At 35.6% G+C, this 25,969-nt stretch carries 21 protein-coding genes and 1 pseudogene; 14 read left to right on the forward strand and 8 right to left on the reverse strand.

Annotated features, from left to right (window positions below; genetic code table 11):
- Positions 1-10 precede the first annotated feature (10 nt).
- From uvrC to GJV77_RS03175, 11 genes are all read left to right on the forward strand, one after another.
- Entirely contained in the window at positions 11-1,807 is a 1,797-nt protein-coding gene (gene uvrC, locus GJV77_RS03130) for an excinuclease ABC subunit UvrC (RefSeq protein WP_155034895.1), read from the forward strand.
- Between the two features lie 19 nt (positions 1,808-1,826).
- Entirely contained in the window at positions 1,827-4,064 is a 2,238-nt protein-coding gene (locus GJV77_RS03135) for a patatin-like phospholipase family protein (RefSeq protein ID WP_155034896.1), read from the forward strand.
- A gap of 228 nt (positions 4,065-4,292) precedes the next feature.
- Entirely contained in the window at positions 4,293-4,427 is a 135-nt protein-coding gene (locus tag GJV77_RS15005) for a hypothetical protein (RefSeq protein ID WP_262885833.1), read from the forward strand.
- Between the two features lie 379 nt (positions 4,428-4,806).
- A complete protein-coding gene (locus GJV77_RS03140; protein WP_155034897.1) occupies positions 4,807-5,967 on the forward strand; it encodes a homogentisate 1,2-dioxygenase in 1,161 nt (386 codons plus the stop codon).
- Positions 5,968-5,998: 31 nt separating this feature from the next.
- Positions 5,999-7,159 (forward strand): 4-hydroxyphenylpyruvate dioxygenase, encoded by a 1,161-nt coding sequence (hppD, locus tag GJV77_RS03145; RefSeq protein ID WP_155034898.1) that lies wholly within the window; start codon positions 5,999-6,001, stop codon positions 7,157-7,159.
- Between the two features lie 260 nt (positions 7,160-7,419).
- Positions 7,420-8,196, forward strand: coding sequence for a DUF3108 domain-containing protein (locus tag GJV77_RS03150; RefSeq protein ID WP_155034899.1), 777 nt, complete (start codon positions 7,420-7,422; stop codon positions 8,194-8,196).
- A gap of 56 nt (positions 8,197-8,252) precedes the next feature.
- Entirely contained in the window at positions 8,253-9,119 is an 867-nt protein-coding gene (locus GJV77_RS03155) for a tryptophan 2,3-dioxygenase family protein (RefSeq protein ID WP_377087749.1), read from the forward strand.
- Positions 9,120-9,149: 30 nt separating this feature from the next.
- On the forward strand, positions 9,150-10,394 hold the full coding sequence (locus tag GJV77_RS03160; RefSeq protein WP_155034901.1) for a M23 family metallopeptidase: 1,245 nt from the start codon (positions 9,150-9,152) through the stop codon (positions 10,392-10,394).
- A 5-nt stretch (positions 10,395-10,399) separates the two neighbouring features.
- Positions 10,400-12,013: a glucose-6-phosphate isomerase gene (gene pgi, locus GJV77_RS03165; protein WP_155034902.1), complete on the forward strand. Its 1,614-nt coding sequence runs from the start codon at positions 10,400-10,402 to the stop codon at positions 12,011-12,013.
- A gap of 117 nt (positions 12,014-12,130) precedes the next feature.
- Positions 12,131-14,929 (forward strand): TonB-dependent receptor, encoded by a 2,799-nt coding sequence (locus GJV77_RS03170; protein WP_162521553.1) that lies wholly within the window; start codon positions 12,131-12,133, stop codon positions 14,927-14,929.
- Positions 14,930-15,008: 79 nt separating this feature from the next.
- The gene (locus GJV77_RS03175) at positions 15,009-15,959 is read left to right on the forward strand and encodes an aldo/keto reductase (RefSeq protein ID WP_155034903.1); all 951 of its coding nucleotides are present in this window, start codon (positions 15,009-15,011) and stop codon (positions 15,957-15,959) included.
- Positions 15,960-15,968: 9 nt separating this feature from the next.
- Here the strand turns inward: GJV77_RS03175 and GJV77_RS03180 are convergent, their stop codons facing one another.
- The 6 genes from GJV77_RS03180 to GJV77_RS03205 all read right to left on the reverse strand — a co-directional run bounded on the left by GJV77_RS03180 (position 15,969) and on the right by GJV77_RS03205 (position 22,000).
- Positions 15,969-16,493 carry a hypothetical protein gene (locus GJV77_RS03180; RefSeq protein ID WP_155034904.1) on the reverse strand — a complete coding sequence of 175 codons (525 nt, stop codon included), beginning with the start codon at positions 16,491-16,493 and terminating at the stop codon, positions 15,969-15,971.
- Positions 16,494-16,804: 311 nt separating this feature from the next.
- A complete protein-coding gene (gene metG, locus GJV77_RS03185; protein ID WP_155034905.1) occupies positions 16,805-18,865 on the reverse strand; it encodes a methionine--tRNA ligase in 2,061 nt (686 codons plus the stop codon).
- Positions 18,866-19,090: 225 nt separating this feature from the next.
- On the reverse strand, positions 19,091-19,306 hold the full coding sequence (locus GJV77_RS03190) for a hypothetical protein (protein WP_155034906.1): 216 nt from the start codon (positions 19,304-19,306) through the stop codon (positions 19,091-19,093).
- A 37-nt stretch (positions 19,307-19,343) separates the two neighbouring features.
- A complete protein-coding gene (locus tag GJV77_RS03195; protein ID WP_193563669.1) occupies positions 19,344-19,823 on the reverse strand; it encodes a cytochrome d ubiquinol oxidase subunit II in 480 nt (159 codons plus the stop codon).
- A gap of 5 nt (positions 19,824-19,828) precedes the next feature.
- Positions 19,829-20,395 carry a hypothetical protein gene (locus GJV77_RS03200; RefSeq protein ID WP_155034907.1) on the reverse strand — a complete coding sequence of 189 codons (567 nt, stop codon included), beginning with the start codon at positions 20,393-20,395 and terminating at the stop codon, positions 19,829-19,831.
- Positions 20,396-20,503: 108 nt separating this feature from the next.
- Positions 20,504-22,000: a DUF5074 domain-containing protein gene (locus GJV77_RS03205; protein ID WP_155034908.1), complete on the reverse strand. Its 1,497-nt coding sequence runs from the start codon at positions 21,998-22,000 to the stop codon at positions 20,504-20,506.
- A gap of 189 nt (positions 22,001-22,189) precedes the next feature.
- Here GJV77_RS03205 and GJV77_RS03210 point away from each other — a divergent pair, with 189 nt between their 5' ends.
- A complete protein-coding gene (locus GJV77_RS03210) occupies positions 22,190-23,302 on the forward strand; it encodes a DUF2891 domain-containing protein (RefSeq protein ID WP_155034909.1) in 1,113 nt (370 codons plus the stop codon).
- Between the two features lie 74 nt (positions 23,303-23,376).
- On the opposite strand, the gene GJV77_RS03215 is transcribed toward GJV77_RS03210, so the two are convergent.
- Complete coding sequence (locus tag GJV77_RS03215) at positions 23,377-23,724, reverse strand: tRNA-binding protein (protein WP_155034910.1); 348 nt, start codon at positions 23,722-23,724, stop codon at positions 23,377-23,379.
- A 21-nt stretch (positions 23,725-23,745) separates the two neighbouring features.
- Positions 23,746-24,336 carry a 2'-5' RNA ligase family protein gene (locus tag GJV77_RS03220; protein ID WP_155034911.1) on the reverse strand — a complete coding sequence of 197 codons (591 nt, stop codon included), beginning with the start codon at positions 24,334-24,336 and terminating at the stop codon, positions 23,746-23,748.
- 215 nt (positions 24,337-24,551) lie between these two features.
- Here GJV77_RS03220 and GJV77_RS03225 point away from each other — a divergent pair, with 215 nt between their 5' ends.
- Both GJV77_RS03225 and GJV77_RS03230 read left to right on the forward strand, forming a co-directional pair.
- Positions 24,552-25,391 (forward strand): hypothetical protein, encoded by an 840-nt coding sequence (locus GJV77_RS03225; RefSeq protein WP_155034912.1) that lies wholly within the window; start codon positions 24,552-24,554, stop codon positions 25,389-25,391.
- 11 nt (positions 25,392-25,402) lie between these two features.
- A pseudogene (locus GJV77_RS03230) lies at positions 25,403-25,969 on the forward strand (DUF3592 domain-containing protein); the annotation flags it as partial.

The raw sequence follows: 25,969 nt of genomic DNA on the forward strand, positions 1-25,969 counted from the left end.
TTATATGATTATGCAGGTTTCACCTTCTTTAGCGATACAAATACAAACATTACCTGACCAACCAGGGGTTTATCAATATTATGATAAAGACGATAAAATACTCTACGTTGGAAAGGCTAAGAACTTAAAGAAAAGAGTTAGTTCTTATTTTAATAAAGTACACGACAATGCCAAGACGAATGTATTGGTCAAAAAAATTGTTACGATTAAACATATCGTTGTACCTACAGAGACTGATGCTTTGTTGCTGGAGAATAACTTGATTAAGAAGTTTCAGCCTCGTTATAATGTATTACTTAAAGACGATAAGAGTTATCCTTGGATTTGTATTAAAAAAGAACCTTTTCCACGGGTATTTATGACGCGCCGTATGGTGAAAGACGGTTCTGAATATTTTGGTCCATATACCAATATTAAGACAGTTCATACTTTAATTGATCTGATCAAAGAGTTATATCCTTTGCGTACGTGTACACTTGACTTGACCACGAGCAATATACGCGCTGGTAAGTTTAAGGTTTGTCTCGAATATCACATAAATAACTGTAGTGGACCTTGTGAGGCTTACGAGACAGAGTTACAGTATGAGCAAAAAATTTTAGCTATTAGAGATATTCTTAAAGGGAACTTTAAGGAGAGTCTAAAAGGGTTTAAAAATTATATGATGGAATTGGCCTCAGAGATGGAGTTTGAAGAAGCTCAGAAGATCAAGGAGAAGATAGACTTATTAGAGAACTATCAGGCGAAATCTACCATTGTAAATTCAAAGATTAGCAATGTTGATGTATTCAGTATTATTTCTGATGAATCTGCTGCTTATGTCAATTTCTTGCAAGTTTCCTATGGTTCTATTATTCGTTCTCATACTATGGAACTGAAGAAGAAGTTAGACGAGACAGATGTAGAATTGTTAGAATTAGCGATTGTAGAGATGAGAGAGCGTTTTCACTTAAATTCAAAGGAAATCATTGTACCATTTGAAATAGAAGTGCCCGAAGGGATAAAGGTTACTGTTCCTAAGCTTGGCGATAAGAAACAATTGCTAGAGTTGTCTATTCGAAATGCAAAGTTTTACCGTGTGGATTTAATGAAACAAATGAAAATTGTTGATCCAGAGCGCCATGTCAATAGGATTATGCAGCAGATGAAGAAGGATTTAAGGTTGCCGCATGAGCCTCGGTACATTGAGTGTTTTGACAACTCAAATATTCAAGGTACAAATCCTGTATCGGCTTGTGTAGTGTTTCGCGATGGTAAACCTAGTAAAAAGGATTATCGACATTTTAATGTCAAAACTGTTGAGGGACCAAATGATTATGACACGATGGAAGAAGTCGTATATCGTCGATATAAGCGACTTGTAGAAGAGCAAGCCCCATTACCTGATTTAATTATAGTAGATGGTGGAAAAGGACAGTTAGGAGTTGCGCTTAAGAGTTTAGAAAAGCTAGGGTTAAGGGGAAAGGTTCCTATTATTAGTTTGGCAGAGCGTTTAGAGGATATTTATTTTCCTGGAGATAGTGTGCCAATGTATATAGATAAGCGATCTGAGACGATGAAAGTGATCATTCAGTTAAGAGATGAAGCTCACCGTTTTGGTTTGACTTTTCATCGCAATCAACGCAGTAAAAATGCTATTACGAGTGTACTCGATACTATTCCTGGTATAGGAGAAAAAACAAAATTGTCTTTGATGAATCACTTTAAGTCGGTTAAACGCATTAAAGAAGCTTCATTAGATGATTTAGAAAAAGTTATAGGAAAAGCTAAATCAAAGATTATAATTGAATATTTTAAATTAAATTAGCGTTAAAAAAGAGTGAATCATGAAAAAACTATATATAACTTTTATTGTGGTAATGCTTGTTGCTCTTGGTGTACATGCCCAAGAAAAAGAAGCCTCCGCACAGCGTCCTAAGGTTGGACTTGTTCTGAGTGGAGGGGGGGCAAAAGGACTAGCGCACATTGGTGTGTTAAAAGTGCTAGAGCGAGAAGGCGTGAAAGTTGACTATGTAGCGGGTACTAGTATGGGGGCTATAGTGGGGGGACTATATTCTTCAGGTTACACTGCGAATGAATTAGATTCAATTTTCAATTCGATTGAAGTATCTGCTTTAATTAGAGACTATATACCGCGTATTTCGAAGTCATTTTACGAAAAAAAGAATGATGAAATCTATGCTTTGACGTTGCCTTTCAATGGCTTTAAACTTGGTTTCCCGAAAGCATTATCTAGAGGAATGTATAATTATAATCTCATGAATACGTTGTTGGCTCATGTACGTCATGTCAGGGATTTTAATGAATTAGAGATTCCTTTCCTGTGTATAGCTACCGACGTTGAGACCGGGAAAGGGGTTGTTTTAAATAAAGGATATCTACCTCAAGCAATTTTAGCGAGTGGTGCTTTTCCATCATTATTTGCTCCAGTAGAGATTGATGGACGATACTTAATTGATGGTGGGGTAGTGAATAATTATCCATTGCACGAACTGAAAGAGATGGGGGCTGATATCGTTATTGGCGTTGATGTACAAGATGGACTCAAGACAGCTGATGAGATGCAAGGTGCTCCTGATTTACTCTTACAAATATCGAATTTCTCGACTATTAGACAGATGAATGAAAAAAAGCCATTTACAGATGTTTATATCAAGCCTGATATTACGGGATATTCTGTTGTGTCTTTTGATTCCGGTGATGTGATCATCAAGCGAGGGGAAGAAGCTGCTGAGAAGGTAATTGATCAGTTGCGCGAAATAGGTGGTACACCGAATGTCTCAGAAGAACATTATGTGACCAAGTTTCATGATTCTCTATCCGTTAAAAATATTCATATCAGTGGATTGAGCAAATATACCCAGCGTTATATACATGGTAAGTTAGGGTTTAAGCCTTTTCATAAGGTTTCTTATAACCAATTATCAGAAGGTATTACAAAGTTGAACGGTACAGAGAACTTTAGTAGTATTTCCTATAAATTTCATGAGAGTGAGACGGGGTCTGGCGATGATATGGAGTTGGATTTAGTCGAAAATCCTATACACCGTTACTTGAAGTTAGGGTTGCATTACGATGGGTTGTATAAGGCTGCGGCTTTAGTGAATTTGACTCAAAAGAAGCTTTTCATGAAGAGTGATGTGGCTTCTTTTGATTTGGCACTTGGGGACAATGTACGTTATAATTTCAATTATTTTGTGGATAATGGATTTTACTGGAGTGTTGGAGTAAATTCAAGGTTTAATAAGTTTAGTAAAGATTTACCATACGAAATAATCGTTGCTGCAACTGGTGGAGACTTATCAATTACAGACGCACCAAGTAAGTTTAATGTAGAGTATGCCGATTTAGAAAATCACATTTATTTTCAGACTTTTTATCAACAAAAATATCTGTTTAATATCGGTATTGAGCATCGTTATTTAGACATCACAAGTAAGACTCTGAAGATGGATCAGCCTCGTTTCGACGCAGGTCATTATTTTGGTGGGTTTGCTAATGTGACAATAGATACGTATGACAATAAGTATTTTCCGCGTAATGGTTTTATGTTAAAAGGAGAGTATAAAAACTTTTTTGCTTCAAGTGACTATAACAAAAATTTTGACAACTTTTCGACGATTACCGGACAGATTGGTTATGCAAAATCAATAACAGATAAGTTTTCAATAGATATGAAATCTAGATTAGGTGCTGTAGTAGGACGCTTGCCGAGTTTTGGGTTTGGGTATGCCTTGGGTGGTTTTGGATTTGCAGAACGAGATAACATCATTCCTTTTCACGGTTATGATTGGTTAAGTGTAGGAGGGGATTCTTTTATCATGGGAGTCTTAACGTTAGATTATGAAATTTTCAAAAAGCACCATATTAATATAACTGCTAATTACGCCAATGTTGGTGAAGATATATTTACTCAGGCCAATTGGTTTTCCCGAGTTAAATATTCGGGTTATGCTTTAGGATATGGAATGCAGACGCTTTTGGGTCCTATTGAAGCTAAGTTTAGTTATTCTCCAGAAACAGGTCGTACGTATAGTATGTTTTCTGTAGGGTTTTGGTTTTAATTTGACTTTGTGCTTAAAACGAATAAGTTAAAATATTTTTTATATATTTGAATACGAACCGATTAAAACAATATGTTTTTAATCGGTTTTTTTATTTGATTTGTAAAGCGCTTTGTTGATGAGTCGTAGTTTAAGGAAGGTAAAAGCCATTTTTTGATTACACAGAGGTGTTAGATGTGTTAGATTTTTAGGGTTCGTAGTTTTGATAATGGTAGAAAATACAGGATAATGAAGTCAATTTTTTTACTCGTTTGTTGCCAAGGTTTAGCTATAAGTGCAGTATGCGTGCACTTTACTTGCCCAGAAGGGGGTTCTTGGCAAGAAAACTTCAAGCATACTGCACGCATTGGTCAAGGAGCGTAAACTATATTTCACGTTACTATAAGTAAATTAATGGAAAGAGTTGAATTGATATTTCCATTAATACGGGTGGTCAGTAAGAGTAGTTGGATTTTTTTTGCAGTAAATAGGTTACTCATTGGTTTGGAAGCTATACATCTAGTATGCGTGCATATAAAATGTTTGATTATTTATCATTATTAAGTAAGGTATTTTGTTTATTCGTAAAGAATATTTTGTTTAAAATTTGCATAATATAAATTTATTTCGATATTTGTGACATTATGAAAACAGCGTGGAATGGTTTATTGGCTTATTTAAAATTCCTCATCAAGAGAAATCCTGAATGAGAGAATGACTTATTTTATATTATCTATTACCAACCCAAAAAATATAATTAAGTATGCCTTTTTATCATCAATTAGGAAAAATTCCTCCTAAGCGTCACACTATTTTCCGCAAGGAAAATGGCGATTTGTATTATGAGCAATTATTCGGTACAATTGGGTTTGATGGAATGTCAACCAATATGTATCATGTACATCGACCGACTCAAGTCAAAAAGATTTTAGGACAATATAGTGTTGCACCGAAAATCGCTAAATCAAATAATATTCAGTCTTATCGCTTTCGCGGTTTTGAAGTTAAGCGTGAAGCTGACTTTTTAAAAAGCCGTAAGGCTGTGCTGACCAATAATGATTGTACTATTGTGTTGGCTGCTCCAACACAATCAACTACGGATTATTTCTATAAGAATACAGATTCAGATGAATTGATTTTTGTTCATCGTGGGACGGGAACGTTACGCACGATGCTGGGCAATTTGAAGTTTCAGTATGGGGATTATCTATTGATACCAAGAGGAATTATTTATAAGATCGATTTTGAAACAGAAGATAATCGACTGTTTATCGTAGAATCTAAGAGACCGATGTATACGCCAAAGCGATACCGCAATTGGTTTGGACAATTATTAGAGCATTCGCCATTTTGTGAACGCGATATTCGAAGACCTGAACAGCTGGAAACACATGATGAGAAAGGCGACTTTCTGATTAAAGTACGTAAGCAAGATGAGATTTTCGATATGATTTATGCTACACATCCTTTTGATGTAGTGGGATATGATGGGTATAATTATCCTTATGCGCTATCTATCCATGATTTTGAACCGATTACTGGAAGAATACACCAACCGCCTCCAGTACATCAAACTTTTGAAACAGATGCGTTTGTCGTTTGTTCTTTTGTGCCGCGACTTTATGACTATCATCCACACGCTATTCCTGCTCCTTATAATCACTCTAATATAGATAGTGATGAGGTGTTGTATTACGTTGATGGAGATTTTATGAGTCGTAATGATATCGCTGCCGGGCATATATCACTACATCCTGCAGGAATACCACATGGGCCACACCCGGGAGCGGTAGAGCGCTCTATAGGGAAAGTAAGTACAGAAGAGTTAGCTGTCATGGTGGATACTTTTAAGCCTTTGTTGGTGACAGAAGAAGCTATGGGAATTGCTGATGAAACGTACTATCAATCTTGGTTAGACCACTAGTTCTATACAACAACTTTAAAAACTATAAATTATGAGTAAAGAAGTCAAATCCGTAGAGTTTGGCTTAGAGAAGATATTTGAGGGAGCTCAAGACTTCTTGCCACTTCTAGGAACAGATTATATTGAATTTATTGTGGGTAATGCAAAGCAAGCAGCTCACTTTTATAAAACAGCATTTGGATTTCAGTCTTTAGCTTATGCTGGATTGGAAACAGGTGTTAGGGATCGTGCATCGTATGTTTTGGTACAGGATAAAATACGCATCGTATTGACGACACCCTTGACAGCAGAGTCTTCGTTAAATGATCATATTGTAAAACACGGAGATGGAGTCAAAGTAGTTGCTTTATGGGTAGAAGATGCTCGAGCAGCCTATCAGGAGACGACGAGTCGTGGAGCGAAGTCATATATGGAACCTGTGGTAGAGCAAGATGAATTTGGAGAGACAGTTCGCGCTGGTGTATATACTTATGGAGAGACAGTTCATATGTTCGTTGAGCGCAAGAATTACAACGGAGTATTTTTACCTGGCTTTGTAAAGTGGGAGAGTGATTATAATCCTTCATCAGTAGGTTTGAAGTATGTTGATCATATGGTAGGTAATGTGGGATGGAATGAAATGAATACTTGGGTAAAGTGGTATGAAGATGTGATGGGGTTTGTGAACTTTTTGTCTTTTGACGACAAACAGATTAACACTGAGTACTCTGCATTAATGAGTAAAGTAATGTCAAATGGCAACGGTCGTATTAAGTTTCCAATCAATGAGCCTGCAGAAGGAAAGAAAAAATCCCAAGTAGAAGAGTATTTAGATTTCTATAATGGGCCTGGAGTACAGCATATTGCTGTAGCAACAGATGATATTATAAAGACAGTAGCTGCGATGAAAAGTAGAGGGGTGGAGTTTCTCTCAGCACCTCCTCAAGCGTATTACGATATGATTCCATCTCGTTTGGGTGTACACATGGACATGATGAAAGAAGATATTTCAGAGTTGCAAAAATTAGGTATTATGATTGATGCTGATGAAGAAGGGTATTTGTTGCAAATTTTTACTAAGCCTGTAGAGGATCGCCCGACTTTATTCTTTGAAATTATTCAACGAATGGGAGCTCGTGGTTTTGGAGCGGGTAACTTTAAAGCCTTGTTTGAGTCGATTGAGCGTGAACAAGAAAAAAGAGGAACGCTTTAGAATTCAGTTAATTAAAACTTAAAAAGCCATTCAGAATCAACCATTGAGTTAAAAACAAGTTAAAAGCATTTAGCAGTTGATTTGTTAAAGAAAAAGCTATACATTTGCACTCGCAAAAATAAGGTCGTCATAAGCTTTATTTGAGTGTAATAAATTTTTCATAATTTATAGTTTTTTGGTTGGTTAATAGCATAAAAACTCAGTCATTTATTTGGCTGGGTTTTTTTGTTTGTTATTTTTGAATAAAATTAGAACCAGCTATGAAAAAACTATTTTTACTTCTACTTTTATTCCTTTCCTTCGGAGAGGTTTCTGCCCAAAAACAAATTAAAGCTTTTGAATCAGGAGAGTTTTTAAAATTCCGTGTAAGTTATGGTGTTTTAAATGCTGGTATTGCTACTTTGCAGCTGTCTGAAACAACTCAGAATGGTATTCCAGTTTATCATGCTAAGGGAGTCGGGTATACCACAGGAGTACCTAAGTTGTTTTTTAAGGTGTACGACGATTATCAGAGTTATTTTGAGAAAGGAGCTGTAATTCCTCATCGCTTTATTCGCAAGATCGATGAAGGAGGGTATACCAAGAATCAAGAAGGTTTTTTTGATTACAAACAACAACAAGTGCTGGTTAAAGATTACGAAAAATCGACAGAGAAGAAATATCCGATAGTAAAAGATGTTCAGGATATTGTGTCAGCATTTTATTATTTGCGGAAATATCCAAAATTGAATGAATTAAAGAAGAATGAGTCTATAGAAATAGATATGTTTTTCGATGGAGAGGTATTTCAGTTTAAGTTAAAATATTTAGGAGAAGAGACTCTGAAAACTGCTTTTGGCAAGGTAAAGGCAATGAAATTTAGACCTTATGTGATGGCTGGACGCGTATTCAAAGAGCAGGAAAGTTTGACTGTTTGGGTGTCTGCGGATTCGAATAAAGTGCCTTTGCGCATCAAAGCTAGTTTGGCTGTAGGATCTCTAAAGGCTGACTTGGAAGAGTATAAAGGGTTGGTGTCTAATTTATCGATTATTAAATAAGTGAATTTATGAAAGAACAAGATATTGTAAAGGCATTGCACGATAAGTTTGATGCTATGAATCAAAATACAGATACTTATTTGGAAGGATTGCTTCACGCTAAGCCTTTGACGTATTGGGATTATATCAATGTTGATGGATTGTTGTCTTTGCAAACCCAGCGAACAGTGGTAAAAGATGAAATGGTTTTTATTCTTTATCATCAAGTCAACGAGTTGCTGTTTAAAATGATCTTATGGGAGATCGATCAGATAGGAGAGCAAGAGCAAATAACAGCAGCATTTTTCACAGGGCGTCTTCAGCGAATAACGCGTTATTTTGATATGTTGACCTCTTCTTTTGATATTATGGGTGATGGAATGGAGAGAGAACAGTATATGCAATTTCGGACAACACTGACTCCAGCTAGTGGATTTCAAAGTGCTCAATATCGTTTGATTGAGTTTGGATCAACGGATTGGAAAAATCTGATAGATATTCGCTATAAAAATACGCTGTCTGAAAATATTTCTGAGGAAGAAGCGTTAGATTTTATGTATTGGCAAGCAGCTGGGAAAGACTATAAGACTGGAGAGAAGTCATATTTGTTGACTCAGTTTGAGAAGAAGTATAAAAAAGTTTTTATTAATGCCATGAAAGATTATGAAAAAACAAATTTATGGCAGAAATTTGTGGAATTGCCATCTGAAATTAGAGAGACCCCGTCTCTAGTGGAAGCGATGAGGTATTATGATTACACGGTTAATGTTACTTGGGTGATGGGGCATTACAATGCTGCGTTGAAGTATTTGGAAGGGCCAGAAGGATCAAGTGAGGCTACAGGAGGAAGTGATTGGAAGAAATATATGCTGCCAAAATATCAGAAGAGAATATTCTTTCCAGAACTGTGGAGTGCTGAGGAAATTGAGAATTGGGGAAGTTAACTATTAATCAAGTTGAAAAAAGAATAAGTTTTGAAGCGAATTATATGTGGATTTTTATTGCTTGCATCACTATACAGTTGTAAGGATAAACCAGAGGAAGTAATTATAGAAGAAAAAGATGCTACAGAAAATATCGATGAGGTAGTAGCTGAGTTATATGGGTTTAGTTTAAAGGATTATGAGGTTGTCGATGATACATTAAAAAGTGGAGATAATCTAGGTAAAATATTTGGAGAGAATCATCTTGACGCAACCCAAGTTTACAATATTGTCACTCGTGTGAAGGACAGTATTAATGTAAGAGGAATGCGCATTGGTCAACCTTATTCCTTGGTAAAGTATAAAGACAATCCAGATAAATTAGCAGCATTCATCTATCACCCTAATATTTCAGGATATCAGGTAATCGACTTGAGAGATTCGATTACAGCTTATACGATTACTTACCCAGTGACGATTAAACGTCGTACGATAGCATCTAAGATTGATGGTTCGCTGTCGAATAGTTTGCACAATGAAGGGGTTGATCAATCATTAGCGACGCGTATGTCTCAGATTTTTGCATGGTCTATTGATTTCTTTAAGCTTCAACCAGAGGATCGCTTTGCAGTTACTATTGAAGAGAAGTATATCAATGATACAGTCTATGTAGGTATATCTAAGATTGATGCAGCTTATTTTAATTATCGTGGAAAAGATTTGTATTCATTTCCTTATCAACGACCTGGAGCTAAAGGGATAGATTACTATGATGAAGAAGGGCGTCCGATGAAGAGTATGTTTTTAAAGGCACCGCTTAAATTCTTTAGAATTACCTCTCGTTATACAAAGAAACGTTTCCATCCAGTACAAAAAAGATGGAAGGCACATAATGGAACAGACTATGCTGCTCCTTCGGGCACGCCAATTATGTCGACTGCCTCTGGAGTAGTTGAGAGAGCTGGATATACTGCTGGAAATGGAAACTACGTGAAGGTTAGACACAATGGTACCTATTCTACACAGTATCTGCATATGTCAAAAATTTTAGTAAAGGTAGGTCAATACGTTGATCAAGGACAAACAATAGGTTTGGTTGGTAGTACAGGTTTGGCAACAGGGCCACACGTATGTTACCGTTTTTGGAAGAATGGGGTACAGGTAGATCCTCTTTCTCAGATACTTCCAACATCTTCGCCAATGGATAAAAAAGATATACCAGCATTTAAAGAACATGTTGTACCTTTGAAGCAAGAATTAGATAAAGTTATCCTTACTAAATTTTCACAAGAATAGTATACATGTTAGAGAATGTTAATCCATCGAAGACAGCCGCTTGGAAGAAATTAAAAGAACATTTCAAGGTGATGGAGTTTGTGCAGATGCAAGACTTGTTTGCCAGTAATAGTAAACGAGCAGAAGAGTTTCATATTTTATGGGACTCACTGTTGTTGGATTTTTCTAAAAACAAAATTACTTCAGAGACTCTGAATTTACTATTGGAATTAGCAGAAGAAGTGAAGTTGAAGGAGGCTATTGATAAGTTGATTTGTGGTTCAAAGATTAATGTTACAGAAGATCGCGCCGTGTTACATACAGCTGCACGTTCATTCTCTGGACATAAGACTATTCTAGATGGAGGGTTTTGTGTGAGTGATGAGGTTGTTAAAACTAGACAGAAAATTAAAGATTTTACTAGCCAAGTAGAGTCAGGTCAATATGTAGGAGCGACAGGAAAGCCTTTTACAGATGTGATTAATATTGGTATAGGAGGATCTGACTTAGGTCCTAAAATGGTGGTTGAGGCTCTGGCTAATTACAAAAATCACTTAAACGTTCACTTTATTTCGAATATTGATGATGACTATTTATTTCCTCTTTTAAATCGATTAAATCCTGAAACTACCTTGGTATTAGTTGTTTCGAAGACTTTTACTACCCAAGAGACTATTGAAAATGCAAAGCACATAAAAGCATGGTTGGATAGTCAGTTGAAAGGTGAGATAAGCAAGCATCTTGTCGCTGTTAGTTCTGCGCCAAGTGAAGCCATTGCTTTTGGAGTGAAAGCAGAGAATATATTTCCGATGTGGGACTTTATAGGAGGTCGTTTTTCATTGTGGAGTTCTGTGGGATTATCCATTGCGTTAGCATTAGGATATGACCATTTTGAAGATTTGTTGAAAGGAGCCTATAAATTAGATGTGCACTTTCAAGAAGAAGCTTTTGATAAAAATATACCAGTGATTTTAGCCCTGTTGAGTATTTGGTATAATAACTTTTACCAATATGAGACAGAAGCTGTAGTTCCTTATAGTTCTCTATTAAAAAGTCTACCTGCACATTTGCAACAGATGATTATGGAGAGTAATGGTAAAGATAAAAATAGGGAAGGAATCCCAGTAAATTATCAGACAGGAACATTGATTTGGGGTGAAGTAGGAGCAACGGCTCAACATGCTTTTTTTCAATTATTTCATCAAGGGACAAAGGTCGTTCCGATTGACTTTATAGGGTTTAAGAAGCCTTATTTCCCGAAAGATAAAACGAATCATGACATTTTGATGTCTAATTTTTTTGGACAAACAGAAGCTTTGTTGAACGGTAAACGCGGATCACGACAAAGTGCGGATGAGTTGGATATGCTTAAGAACTTTAGAGATTTTGAAGGTAATAAACCGACGAATACGATGCTTTTTGAGAAACTAACACCGGATACCTTAGGGAAAATCATCGCTATTTATGAACATAAGACCTTTGTTCAAGGGATAATTTGGAATATTTTCAGCTTTGATCAATTTGGAGTTGAGTATGGCAAAGTTTTGGCAAAGAATATACAAAATGAAATAAAAACGAAGAAAGTCAGTAAACACGATAGCTCAACAAGCTTTTTACTTGATTATTATTTATCTGAATAGCATTTCAGCATCGGGATTGTAAAGGAAAAAAGTTAAAGTTAATCTTGACTTAACATAGAAATTAGATGATTTCGTACATTTGTTGCGAAAAAATAATTTATCACTTACACTTTTACAATGAGAAATTTGAAGAACTGGATGCTATCTTGCGTAGTAGTACTGACGTCAGCATCTGCATTTTCACAACACAAAGTAACAGGTATTGTAGTTGATCATGAGTTTAAGCAAAGCTTACCAGGTTCAACCGTACTAGTTAAGGGAACTCAAAATGGTACATCAACTGGAGTTGACGGAAACTTTGAGTTAAATGTTTCAAAAGACACTGGAGAGATTACAATCTCGTTCATTGGATTTAAAACAAAAACTGTTCCATTCAAAGTAGGAGCAGATAACAAAATTAATTTAGGTACAATCGTTCTGAACGCAGATGAAAATATGCTGGATGACATTGTAATTATGGGAGTTGCTGATGTAGCAAAAGACCGTAAGACACCAGTAGCTGTATCTACTATTAAAGCTGCTGCAATTCAAGAAAAACTTGGTTCTCAAGAATTTCCTGAAATTTTAAACACAACTCCATCTGTGTATACTTCTAAAGGTGGTGGTGGATTTGGTGATTCTAAAATTAATATCCGTGGATTTGATCAAAAGAACATTGCTGTTATGATTAACGGTATGCCTGTTAACGATATGGAGAACTCTTCTGTGTATTGGTCAAACTGGGCTGGTCTTTCTGATGTAACTACAGCGATGCAAGTACAACGTGGATTGGGATCATCAAAATTAGCTATTTCTTCTGTAGGAGGTACGATTAACGTATTAACTCGTACAGCTGATGCTCGTCAAGGAGGTTCGCTTTCTGCCGGAGTAGGTAACAATGATTACTTTAAAGGATTAGCTTCTTATAATACAGGTATTCTTGAAAATGGTTTATCGGCATCTGTTTTACTAGGTTACACTAGAGGAGATGGTTACGCACAAGGGACTAATTTTGAAGGTAGTAATTATTTCGTTGGTTTAGGATATCAATCTAAAGATGCTAAACACAATATTCAGTTTACTTTTACAGGAGCACCTCAAACACACGGACAGCGTTCTACTTATATTTCAATCGATGAGTATATAGCTCAAGGAAATAATGGGGATCCAAATATTCGTTATAATAAAGACTGGGGATACCTTAATGGTAAAATGTATAATGGTAAAGAAAACTATTATCACAAACCAGTAATGTCTTTAAACTATGATTGGAAAATCAACGAAACTACTAACTTTAGCGCTGTAGTATACGGTTCTTGGGGCCGTGGAGGTGGTGGTTCAATGAGAGGTAAAGTTGAAACAGGAGAGGTTGATAAACATGGTAAACCAATTACCCGCAACCCAGAGGACGTTTTAGGTGCAGATGGTCAATTAAGAATGGATGATTTCGTAGCTTATAACTCAGGTAGAAGTAATGCTTTTGGAGGAAGTATAAAATCAGATGGTATAAACAATGGTTATTCTGGAATTACAAAAATTAATTCTGTGAATTCACACAACTGGTATGGAACAATCCTTAATTTGAACAAAAAGTTAACGGAAAATTTGACACTTGACTTTGGTGTTGATGCACGTACATATAAAGGATATCACTTTAGAAACGTTTCTGATTTCCTTGGAGCAGATGGTTACCAAGAAACAGGAAACTTAAACTATGATAAGGAGGGGTACATCGTAACACAAAGTTATGGGTCTAAAGTAAGTTATAATCCTTGGGCTCCAAAAAACAATGAAAGTATTGTAGCTTATAGTAACGATGGAAATGTTCGTTGGTACGGAGGTTTTGCGCAATTAGAATATTCAAATGATAATTTTACAGCTTTTATTCAAGGAGCTGTTTCTAATCAAGATTTTCAACGTATTGACGGTTTTGTTCAGGATGGAAGGCTTGTTGATAATAAAGGAAATGATTTACCAGCATGGAAGCAACAAGCAAAAACTTCTTGGAAATCAATAGTTGGAGGAAATGTTAAAGGGGGAGTTAATTACAATATTGACGAGCATCACAATGTTTTTGGTAATGTTGGGTATTACTCAAAACAACCTTTCTTTAATGGAGTGTATATCAACAATACAAACCAGTTGAATCCAGATTTAATGAATGAAAAAATCTTTGGTATTGAATTAGGTTATGGATACCGCTCTGCTTTGTTTAACGCTAATGTGAACTTGTACAGAACTTCTTGGGAAGACCGTATTGAGAGAAAATCTACTAAAGTAACTCTTGATGGAATAGATTATCAAGGTAATGTACAGTTAAATGGTCTTTCTCAGCTTCATCAAGGAGTAGAATTAGATTTTACACTTAGACCAACAAATCAACTTACCTTTTTTGGTGCATTCTCTTATGGAGATTGGAAATATACGAAAGATGTAAAGAATGTATCTTTGTTAGATAGAGATACAAATCAAGTTATTACAGATAACCAAGGTAACCCAGTAGTGTATGACCTGTATCTAGATGGTGCAAAAGTTGGAGAGTCAGCTCAGTTAATGGCTTCTTTAGGTGCTGATTACGAGGTTGTAGAAGGTCTTAAGTTTGATGCTGGTTATCGTTTTGTTGATAAATTGTATTCGAGTATAGATATTCGAAATATGTCAGAAAAGGATAATCAAGGAGCATTAAAATTACCAAGCTTTAATTTATTCGATTTAGGGATGACTTATACAATGAAAGTTGGAAAGGATAAACAAAATTCGGTAGTAGTTAGAGCTAATGTTAATAATGTTTTTGATACTACTTATATTGCTGAGTCAAATACATCTATTCATACAAGTGATAAAACTAAAAATACTTGGAAAGGTATTGATACGAAAAATGATGTATGGTTTGGAACAGGAAGAACTTGGAATGTTACATTACGTTATAACTTCTAATCAGAGTTATACATGAATATAAAAGAAGGAGGCCATTACGGTCTCCTTTTTTAGTATTTTTATTTTTTAAGTATTAGAAATGGAAAAATATGTATTAGGTAAGTCCGACTTGTACGTGCCGAAGTTGTGTTTTGGAGGTAATGTTTTGGGTTGGACACTAGATGAGCGTGCTTCAATGCGTATGCTCGATGCATTGTACGATAACGATTTGACGTTTATAGATACGGCGAATAACTATTCTCATTGGGCTCCAGGAAATAGAGGGGGTGAGTCAGAAGCTATTCTAGGTAAATGGTTTAGAGAAAGTAAGAAGCGTCATGATGTCGTATTATCTACAAAAGTAGGGGGGAGTATGCAAGAGGTAGAACGAAGTTTGTCAAAAGAGTCAATCATTAAGGGTGTTGATGCTTCCTTAATGCGTTTGCGTACGGATTATATTGATTTGTATTTTTCACACCACGACGATTTGGATACGCCTATAGAAGAAACTATGGAGGCATTTAATCACCTAGTGAAGGTCGGTAAGGTACGCTATTTAGGTGCGTCTAATTTATCTGCTGACCGCATTGAACGGAGTAATGCAATAGCTCGTACGAAAGGCTGGGCAGAGTATATAGCACTACAACCCTTATATAATCTTTATGATCGATCGAAGTACGAGCAAGAGTATCAGCCTTTGGTAGATAAGGAAAAGTTAGCTGTAATGAGTTATTTTGCCTTGGCAAGTGGTTTTTTGAGTGGGAAGTATGATTCCATTGAGGATACTTATGGAATTGCACGAGAAGAAATGCTAAAAGATTACTTTAGTGAGCGTGGTACAAGAATCTTAAATGCAATAAAAGTTGTAGCGCAGAGACATAATGTAACGTGTAGTGAAGTAGCAATAGCTTGGCAATTGTTTCAAGAGTATCGAATCATACCAATTGTGAGTGCAACTACTCAGCAGCAATTAAATAGCTTATTAAACAGTATTAACTTACCATTGACTACAGAAGATATGTTGTTACTTAATAGTGCGAGTGAACTATAGACAACTGGTTTATTTCGTACTCTGTAAAGTTCTTGTAAGCTGTTTTGCTTTTGCCTCTCTATAATACATGATTAACTTTATAAGAAATACAAGATAAACAATAGAAATCGCTATTGATACAGCGTGTATAGGAATATTCTTATTAGTGGGATTGTTGTTGTAGATAATTATATTGGTATAGACTTCCTGAACGAATAACCCTGTAAAAGCAGGTAAACGTACACCATATAGAAAACCAACGACTCCCCATATTTTTAAAGGTCCTTGAAGAACAGCTGTTAATATCCCTACAAAATAAAGTATGATCTGTAATACTGCAAGCTGAATTAGTACATCTACTTGTTTATTAGTGTCATAGATATATTGTTTGCCAGTCTGTTTATCTACATATAGGTTTACGGTTTCTCCCTCTCTGTAAAAGTTATAACTGTCATATTCTGTATAATATTGCACTATTTTCTGATCGGGTGTCTGTAGAAAAATGATACTATTATCAGGTTTTTGATAGTATTGCATTTCCCTATCATAATCCACTCCTCTTGAAGTTACTAAGGCAGAAACTTTCTCATAAGTTGTAAAAGCAATAATGGAATGAGGAATAGTAGAATCCGCTGAGAAATATTCTTTATAGGTACTATATATTAACTCCTATGAGTCTTTTAAAACAAAGTAAAAGAAATACTCCTACTATAAAAGCATATATGTATCGGCTGTATTTATACAAAGTGTAATTAGTTTAAATGGATAATTAAAGATACTGTTTTTACCCCATACTCAACACCCCAAAAAGACAAAAGGCAAACTTTATACAAAGTCTGCCTTTTGTGTTTTTATATCTTGATTGACTAATTAATAGTCGCTCCGTTTTTTACATTGTCTTCATCTGGATTGACAAATACCAATTTACCATCTTGGTCTTCTGTCATCAAGATCATTCCTTGACTCTCAACGCCTCTTAAAGCACGTGGAGCAAGGTTCGCTAATACAGTTACTCGTTTGCCAATGATGTCTTCAGGTTTGAAGTGTTCTGCAATACCTGATACGATTGTACGTACATCTATACCTGTATCTACTTTCAACACCAATAGCTTATTTGCTTTAGGCATCTTCTCCGCTTCTACGATAGTACCTACACGAAGGTCAAGCTTAGCGAAGTCGTCATAAGTAGCAGTCTCTTTCTGAGGCTCTACTACTTTAGCTGCTGCAGCATTTGCTTTTTTAGACGCTTCTAAGCGGTCTAATTGTTTCTGCACCTCTTCGTCTTCTATCTTAGCAAACAATAGCTCTGCTTGTCCGATAGTGTGTCCTGCAGAGATTAATACTTTATCTTCAGAAACCGTACTCCATTGAATAGGAGTGTCTAACTTCAAGATAGATTTTAATTTATCTGCAGTAAAAGGCAAGAATGGTTCTGCCAAAGTACTCAATGCAGCAGCAATCTGTAAAGCTATATACATCTGTGTTTTTACTCTTTCAGGATTCTCCTTGATTAATTTCCAAGGCTCTTCATCTGCAAGGTATTTGTTACCCAAACGAGCTACATTCATCATCTCTGACAATGCCTCTCTGAATCTATAGCGCTCTACCGAACTTCCAATCACATTTGGGTAAGCTCTAAGCTCAGTCAAAGTAGCTATATCGACATCAGAGAATTCATTTGGTTGTGGAACAACTCCGTTGTAATACTTATTTGTCAATACAACCACACGGTTGATAAAGTTACCAAAGATGGCTACTAACTCATTGTTATTTCTTGCTTGGAAATCTTTCCAAGTGAAGTCATTATCTTTTGTTTCAGGCGCATTAGACGTTAATGCATAACGTAAGACATCTTGTTTACCAGGGAAGTCTTCTAAGTATTCGTGAAGCCATACTGCCCAATTCTTAGAGGTAGAAAGTTTGTTGCCTTCTAAGTTTAAGAATTCATTAGCAGGTACGTTATCGGGAAGGATATAACTACCTTCCGCTTTCAACATCGCTGGAAATATCACGCAGTGGAATACAATATTATCTTTACCAATAAAGTGTACTAATTTTGTGTCATCAGACTTCCAATAAGGTTCCCAATCTTTACCTTTTTTTTGAGCCCATTCTTTAGTCGAAGAAATATATCCGATAGGAGCGTCAAACCATACATAAAGTACTTTGCCTTCAGCACCCTCTACCGGTACAGGAATACCCCAATCTAGATCACGTGTAACTGCACGTGGTTTCAGCCCGTCTTCTAACCATGATTTCACTTGGCCATATACGTTTGGTTTCCAGTCGTTTTTGTGCCCTTCCAAGATCCACTCACGCAAAAAACTATCATATTGATCTAGCGGTAAAAACCAGTGCTTTGTCGATTTTAATACAGGTTTACTACCCGTAATTGTTGATTTAGGATTTATTAAGTCAGTAGCATTCAGTGAAGTACCACATTTTTCACATTGGTCTCCATAGGCTTCCTCATTACCACACTTAGGACAAGTACCTGTTACGAAACGATCAGCTAAGAACTGATCCGCTTTCTCATCATATAATTGTTCTGTTACTTCCTCGATGAATTTACCTTCATTATAAAGTTTTTTAAAAAACTCAGAAGCAGTTTGGTGCTGAATTGAAGAAGAAGTACGTGAGTAATTGTCTAGTGAGATACCGAAATCCTCAAACGACTGTTTGATAATACCATTGTATTTGTCAATTACTTGTTGAGGAGTAATACCTTCTTTTTTCGCTTTCATAGAAATAGCTACACCGTGTTCATCACTTCCACATATAAAAGCTACATCTTTTCCTTGTAAGCGAAGGAATCTTGCATAAATATCAGCAGGTACATATACACCAGCTAAGTGTCCAATGTGAATTGGTCCGTTAGTGTATGGTAGAGCCGCTGTAATCGTATATCTTTTCGGTTCTTGTATCATATATCAATTACTGTTAATCTCAATCGAATTTATAAGAATGCAAAAATAAGCATTCGAATTGGAATTCATTAATTTTATTTAGGGCTTTAAATAATTCATTATAAATAAACTAAAAAATATTCAAATCATTACTATTATACCCCCTTATTTATTTTACTCTTCTATCTTTAGATAAACAAAAAAGCTCTTCTAAACAGGAGAGCTTATATGATGCAAATGATTGTTTTACTTGTTAGCTTCTTGATTCGATTGGAAGCTTTTGTTTGTAGATGAAGAGCTATTTTCTTTTGTTCCATGCATGGGTATCTGTACACGATCACTCTCCTTTGTATTTTTTTGGATAAGGATTACCTTCTTCTCTTCGGTTTCTTTTGTATTGTCTTTACAAGCTACGAAGCTACATATAAAGATAGCTAGGGTTATTGTTTTTAGCATAGACATATTTACTTGTTTTTGAGTTTGTCGCAAGGTATAAAAATTAGCTTAGATTACTTTCCTCTACTGTTTGATTTTCCCCTGAGTTTATTGGTGTAAGTTCATCTAATACAACTTTTTTCTTGCGCAAGAAGAGGAATACGGTGCAGGTAATTGTCCAACTAGTCCAAAATAGGTAACTGCCTATTCGAAACATCATTCCCATCGTTTTATGAGAGGTCGTCGTTAGATCTACATGAGTAAGGTAAGCACCTATAAATCCAGCCAAGAAGGCAAAGAGAATAACACTTACGCTGACATAATGAGCCGTGTAAAACTTAAAAAGAGCTAAAAGAATAATCAACGCAACTTGTATGGCAAAAATGATTATTACGGTCTTCCAAGGTGTTTTTAGTACAGTGTACTGCGTGTACACAAAGTTAATTCCTTGTCTTCCGATAAAAGACATTCTCCCCATTAGTTCGGCTGAAGCATAGGCGAGAATAAGTTGTACTAATGTTAGTATGGTGATATTTTTAAACATAGCTTTTAATTTATAATCCAGCCATTTGTTTCGTTATAACGTAGCTTATAATTCTTAGTAATGAATTTTGTGTTTGGGCTAGCATCTTTGGATAATATGATAAATGGGGTGTATTCCTTAATTAACATAACTGAAACTGTAGCTGATTTTTTGCTGTGGTTGTTTAGCTGTAGATTATCTTCATCTCCTAAATTGTACATTATCGTCTTAACCGTAATTTTGTCTTTGTTTTGATTAATGACATATGGGTGAGCTTTACTTGTTAATTTGATGGTTACATTCCAAATACTATCTTTCGATAACCATTTCTTTTTTGAACTTTCTTCGGCAAACTCTATATATCCTTCGTGCTCAAGTTTTCTATACTTGCTTACTTCAAGGCTATCCTTGCGTAGGCGGAACCTTTTTTCGCCAACTGTTATTGTTGTTTTTTCGTATTCAGGTTTGCTAACTAAATGACTTTGTACAGTGTCATATGCTTTAGACGTACTGATGTCTTGGTTGTCACAGCTGTAAAATAGTGTGATGATAAATAATGAAGATAGTATTAATGGTAATAGTTTGATTTTCATTGGTTTTATTTTGTTCAAAAATACGAAATAAGTGAATAAGTTAACAAAAAAAGAGTAGTTCAACTTTTGAATTGACTACTCTTTGTTATTTTTATACAATATGTTAGGTTATCTTACCCAAACCTCTATGTTTTTTTCAGCCTTAAAACCATTTGATTCTATGGTTAAAGTAAAGTTAGACTTGCCTGTTTTTTCATTTGTTGTGAAGACAAAGCAATCTTTGATTACTTCTTTACCATTGTCACTAAAGGTTCTTTTGTCAAGGGTTATTGTTCCAAAATCGTCTGCTAAATTAGTAACGGACTTATTAATTAAAGCAAAAGGTGAATCTTGGTCGATAAAGAATTTATCCATTGGAATAGCAAATTCTTTTGCGGATTTCAAAATAATTTGATTGGTAAATATTTGTGGAACATTATTGTCCTGAAAGAATGGCATAGCGGGAAACCAGAAGTAACCACCGTCAGCATTAAGTGTACTACTATCGGCTGTACCTCCTCTTAGGAAGATGTTTTGTACAGTTGTACCCTGAGGGGAAATGATTCTTGTCCAATTGTATGAAGCATTACTTCCGTAACCATCTCTTTTAATGGTCAAGACAAGATTATCCGTATGTGGATCTACGCGAAGACCTGCGCCATAAAATGATAGTTTATTACCTAAATCGTCATTACCTAAATCATAAAATTTTGGATTGACAGTACCTGTTTCTGTATCGAATTGAGCAATGGTGTTTCCTCCACTCCAAGCGCCTCCATTAGCATTCCAATAGATGTATTTACCATCATTTGAGGCAGTCATTGAACCAGCGTTCCAAGCGCCCCATTGACCTACAATAGATGTATCTACTAGGTCGTAATTTTTAGGAGTGAATGTAGTTAGATCGGCTTTGTCGATTGTTTTTGTATCGATTTTGCTTAGTTTATTACCATTTCCTACCCATAGAATGCCTGTATGGTCTAAGGTTAGCTGTGCATAGCTGTCTTCTAGTGAATGTATTACTTGATCTGTTGTAATATCGATAATGTGTAACTTTCCATCACTTGAAACGGCAAATAATAGCCCATTGGCTACTGCCATATTTCCTGTTTGTGTGGTAATATTTGGAATAACTCCTGTCGTGGTTAAGTTTTTAATATCAAAGATAGTAATACCATTACTTGTTGAGATATACCCTTTATCTGGTGTTGCACCTACAAAGGCACGACCATCACCATTGATATCTGTTAAGGATTTTACTTCTTTAAAATCTTTATCTGTTACAACTAAGCTCTTGTCCATCTTGGATACGATATAATAATATTTCCCATAAGTGGTAGCGTACTGTGTAGTCACACCAAGTTTTTGTCCTGGGTTAGCTTCTCTATAAATACGGTAGCTCGGCGAATAATTAGCGTTTATGAAGTTTACGCTACCATTATCTGTTCCAAACCAGTCTTCATTTGCAATATAGAACCCTGTCGGCTGTATCTTTTGGATTATTTCATCTGCTGGAATAATGCGAAAACCTTCTTCATTTGTTGTGCTTTTGTCGTCGCTAGAGCAAGAGAAAAATAATGCTATTGCTGCTATTGATAAGCCTTTAAAATAATATTTAGTATTCATGTGGTTAATTCGTTTTTAGTATTTATGTCTTATTACAAATGTAATTTCAACGCATTAGAATAGCAAATAATTGTACAGACACTTGTTTTTTTACCAGCTAGTAAGTTTAAGATTAATAGAATATGATGGGTTTGTAATTTTGGATTGACGATTTTATGTGTATTTTTAGCTTCTATAAACAATGAATTTATGAAATACTTATTGACCTGTGTGATGGCTTGTGCTGTTTTGTTAAGCTGTAATACAAAGCCAAAAGAAGAAAAACAAGAAGAAACGGTTGAGATAAAGAGCTTACCATCGACTACTTTGCTGGGTATTGCGGAAGCTAAGAAAATTATTGAATTGCCTTTACATTGTATTGAATTAGAATATCCCAATCGATTAGGGCAGACGTTAGGCAGTGATGAAGACTTAAAGAGTCCTCAAGCTTTAAGACCTATATTTTATGGATGTTACGACTGGCATTCTTCTGTTCATGGATTTTGGTCTATCGTGACACTGATGGAGAAGTATCCTGAAATTGATGCTGATAGATCGATTCGTACACGATTAAACAAGTTGATAACAGAAGAGAATTTAGCGGTTGAATTAGCTTTTTTTGACGATGTTAATAATACCTCATTTGAACGCACCTACGGTTGGGCGTGGTTTTTAAAACTTCAACAAGCACTACTTCAATGGGAAGATGCAGATGCACAACGTTGGGCTAAGATATTTCAACCCTTGGCAGATAAGTTAGTAGGTCGCTATACTGAATATTTACCAAAATTGTTGTACCCAATCCGTACAGGGACGCATAACAATTCTGCTTTTGGTCTATCTCTACCTTTAGAATATGCACAAGCAACTGGAAATAAGGCTTTCGAGAAAGTTATCGTTGATAATGCGAAACGCTTATACCTATCTGATAAAGATTGTAATTTAAGTTATGAGCCAAGTGGTAGTGATTTTTTATCGCCTTGTTTGGAAGAGGCACGTTTAATGAGTAAAGTCTTGCCAGCAGCTGAATTTAAAGTGTGGTTGAAAGCATTTCTTCCGAGTATTTATCAAGCTGATTTTGCGTTGGAAGTTGCTAAGGTATCCGATCGAACAGATGGTCAATTGGTTCATTTAGATGGTTTGAACTTTAGTAGAGCTACTTGTCTTCAAGATATTTCGAAGACTGATCCATCGTTAGCAACAGTCTTGTTACCTTTAGCCGATAAGCATTTCCAATCAGCTTTTAAGAATATTTCTGGTGATGATTATATGGGGAGTCATTGGTTAGGATCATTTGCTTTATATAGTTTGTTACACAAGTAAAGATTTTTTATCTCATCAATTATACACAAAAGCAGTTGTCTTCTATAAGGTAGCTGCTTTTGCGTTTGATAGATTTATCCTATTCTCAAGCCATTCTTAGTAGGTTTGTCCATTGTCATCAGCGTTACCTCTTTACCTTCCACGGCTCCCATGACGAGGCACTCACTCATTAGTGTAGCAATTTGTTTAGGAGGGAAGTTAACCACCGCTACGATCTGTTTACCGATAAGTTCTTCAGGGGTATAAAGCTTGGTTATTTGAGCAGACGATTTTCGGGTGCCAATTTCTTCCCCGAAGTCTATGATTAGTTTATAGGCAGGGTTGCGTACCTCAAAAAACACTTCAGCTTGTATGATGGTTCCTACGCGCATTTCTACCTTTGAAAATTCCTCCCAAGTAAGCTTATGATTGTTGTTTTCCATTGGATAAGTTGATGATTTGTTTTAATTAATAAGAGGAACTAATTTACTAAAAAAAGTCAATTGCTCGTCTTCTTTATCTTCTAGACTTTTAAAAGGTATGTATTCGATAATATCATATTGTCCACGAACAGGATTGAATCGTCGCAAGGCTATTTGGCTACAAGTAAATGGTAAATTAGGTTTGTCAAAGAAAGCAAAAGCTTCTTGCAGTCTATCTGGATCTAGTTTTCTAGCAATGGATAAGTGGGGGTCACTACTTTTGTAGATATAGGATAGGTCGATTTTCTTGATTATTTTCTTAGCATAGGTTTTTAGTGTTGATTTGTTTTTTTCATCTACAGCTAAAAAAAAGGCTCCATTAGGGTAATGACCAAAGGTGTCTAAACTTCCCTCAATGGGGACGAAGTAAAGACATTGTTGTCTAATGCGTTCCATGACCTGATCAATACCTAACTCGTCAGACTGAAACTCTGCGATAGTGATATGTGCGATAGAGTTTTTGCTATTGTACCATCCAATCTGATCTGCGAGAGCTAGTTTCATTTGCTTGACTTTTTGGATCAGCGCCTCATCGGGTAAGAAACACAAGGAGTATTTATAGCTAGTTGTCATAGTTTTATTTTTTTACAAAAGTAGTTGTTTATCGATTAGTAGAAAGTTTCTCAGGGTTTTGTTTTTTGATGGTGTTTTTTTAAATAGTTTAAGAAAATATTGATCTTGTTTACTAGTTGCTATTACAAGTGTTATTTTTGTATATTTATATGTTCTTTTTTAGGATTTGAAAAAAGAAAAAGCACTTCAATGGTTACATATAGTAGAATTAAATTATGAATAAAAAACTAAGTAGCAACGATTTTTTTAGCAAGAAAGTAAACCCTGCATTTATTGTGTTTGCAGTAGTTGCATTTTCGATGATGAGTTCCATCTTTGAGTCTTTTGGAATGGTTCCTTTTGATATGACTAAGGCAATGTTGAACGGTAATCTATATACAAACATCTTAAGTGAAGAAAGGGATGAGTATGGCAATACAAATAAGGGGATTGTTGTGATAGACGCAGATGGAAATGAGTTTTTTCTTCCTGCTTATCGCATTGGTGATTTGACTGAGAAAGGGTTTGAAGGGACTGAAGTATCCGTTTTTTTAGACGATAAGGGTAATACTTTTTGGTTGACCTATGAGGATCTAGGAATTGTCTTTGTTTCATTATTACTGACTTTCTTTTTGATGCGCTATATCTTTTTATTAGCCTTGTTTATTTTATCAAAAGTTAATGTGTTTGACGATGTAGTTTATATGCGCTTACAGAGTTGTGTAAAGTTGTTTCTTCGTCCCTTACGTATGATGTTTTTCATCTTTATTCTATTGATGTTCTATCAGTATAGAGTTTTTAGTGACGAAGAAGAGAAAGACGTGTTTACCAAAGTGATGTATGGGTATATGATTTTAACTTTTGGTATACTGGTATTTCGAGTGACGAAACTTCGAAAGCTGACTTTAGAGGGGCAAGGAGCTTCGGATTCAACTCATGTAACTTCCAAGAATAAAGCAACAGGTGATAGAGATGTTGTTGTTTCTGTTTCTGAGAAAGGAAATGGGATTAATAATGATTTAATCAAAAGAGAAAAAGTGAAGTACAAACATGCTACTTCACGTTATAATAAATAAGAGCATAGCTAATGTTAACAAGTTTTGGATGGGGCGTTATTCTGACTATATTATTTAGTTTTTGGGTAACTTATAAGATTGGCCAAAGGCAGTTAAATGCTGGAAAAGGAGGAATGGGTTGTCTTGGCTTCGGCTATACCTTTCTTGTGGTAGTCTGCGTAATTGGTATGAGCTTAGGAGGAGTGATAGGCATTGGTTCATCGATATATACAAAAGCAAAAGTATTGATGAATGGAGCTAGTTATACTTCGAAAGTTGTGAATTATACCTCTTATGATAGTTATGATTCTGATTCAGGGAGTTATACCACTATGTATACGGCTGTTGTTGAGTTTACAACAAATGAAGGAGATGTCGTTACGTATTCGCCTTCGTATTCTTCTAGTTCCAAACCTACCATTGGAAGTTATATCAAGGTATTTTATGATGGATCAACGAACAAGGCTATGGATTTCAGTGTCGGATCAATTGTTTTATTTATTGGCTCTTTACTGCTGATGACTGTATTACTCTTTGTTTTTTTTGGGATACTACTGTTTGCAATCGTGAATTCAAGTTATAAATGCAACATTAGTCAT

This window comes from Myroides pelagicus (assembly GCF_009711055.1).
Taxonomy (GTDB): domain Bacteria; phylum Bacteroidota; class Bacteroidia; order Flavobacteriales; family Flavobacteriaceae; genus Flavobacterium; species Flavobacterium pelagicum.

Coding starts and splice junctions, on each gene's coding strand:
- GJV77_RS03195 (WP_193563669.1), bottom strand. CDS start 19,823: ATGTTTAAAAATATCACCATACTAACATTAGTACAACTTATTCTCGCC.
- GJV77_RS03135 (WP_155034896.1), top strand. CDS start 1,827: ATGAAAAAACTATATATAACTTTTATTGTGGTAATGCTTGTTGCTCTT.
- metG (WP_155034905.1), bottom strand. CDS start 18,865: ATGATACAAGAACCGAAAAGATATACGATTACAGCGGCTCTACCATAC.
- GJV77_RS03140 (WP_155034897.1), top strand. CDS start 4,807: ATGCCTTTTTATCATCAATTAGGAAAAATTCCTCCTAAGCGTCACACT.
- GJV77_RS03150 (WP_155034899.1), top strand. CDS start 7,420: ATGAAAAAACTATTTTTACTTCTACTTTTATTCCTTTCCTTCGGAGAG.
- GJV77_RS03155 (WP_377087749.1), top strand. CDS start 8,253: ATGAATCAAAATACAGATACTTATTTGGAAGGATTGCTTCACGCTAAG.
- GJV77_RS03200 (WP_155034907.1), bottom strand. CDS start 20,395: ATGAAAATCAAACTATTACCATTAATACTATCTTCATTATTTATCATC.
- GJV77_RS15005 (WP_262885833.1), top strand. CDS start 4,293: ATGAAGTCAATTTTTTTACTCGTTTGTTGCCAAGGTTTAGCTATAAGT.
- GJV77_RS03175 (WP_155034903.1), top strand. CDS start 15,009: ATGGAAAAATATGTATTAGGTAAGTCCGACTTGTACGTGCCGAAGTTG.
- pgi (WP_155034902.1), top strand. CDS start 10,400: ATGTTAGAGAATGTTAATCCATCGAAGACAGCCGCTTGGAAGAAATTA.
- GJV77_RS03205 (WP_155034908.1), bottom strand. CDS start 22,000: ATGAATACTAAATATTATTTTAAAGGCTTATCAATAGCAGCAATAGCA.
- hppD (WP_155034898.1), top strand. CDS start 5,999: ATGAGTAAAGAAGTCAAATCCGTAGAGTTTGGCTTAGAGAAGATATTT.
- GJV77_RS03220 (WP_155034911.1), bottom strand. CDS start 24,336: ATGACAACTAGCTATAAATACTCCTTGTGTTTCTTACCCGATGAGGCG.
- GJV77_RS03190 (WP_155034906.1), bottom strand. CDS start 19,306: ATGTCTATGCTAAAAACAATAACCCTAGCTATCTTTATATGTAGCTTC.
- GJV77_RS03210 (WP_155034909.1), top strand. CDS start 22,190: ATGAAATACTTATTGACCTGTGTGATGGCTTGTGCTGTTTTGTTAAGC.
- GJV77_RS03225 (WP_155034912.1), top strand. CDS start 24,552: ATGAATAAAAAACTAAGTAGCAACGATTTTTTTAGCAAGAAAGTAAAC.
- GJV77_RS03215 (WP_155034910.1), bottom strand. CDS start 23,724: ATGGAAAACAACAATCATAAGCTTACTTGGGAGGAATTTTCAAAGGTA.
- uvrC (WP_155034895.1), top strand. CDS start 11: ATGCAGGTTTCACCTTCTTTAGCGATACAAATACAAACATTACCTGAC.
- GJV77_RS03170 (WP_162521553.1), top strand. CDS start 12,131: ATGAGAAATTTGAAGAACTGGATGCTATCTTGCGTAGTAGTACTGACG.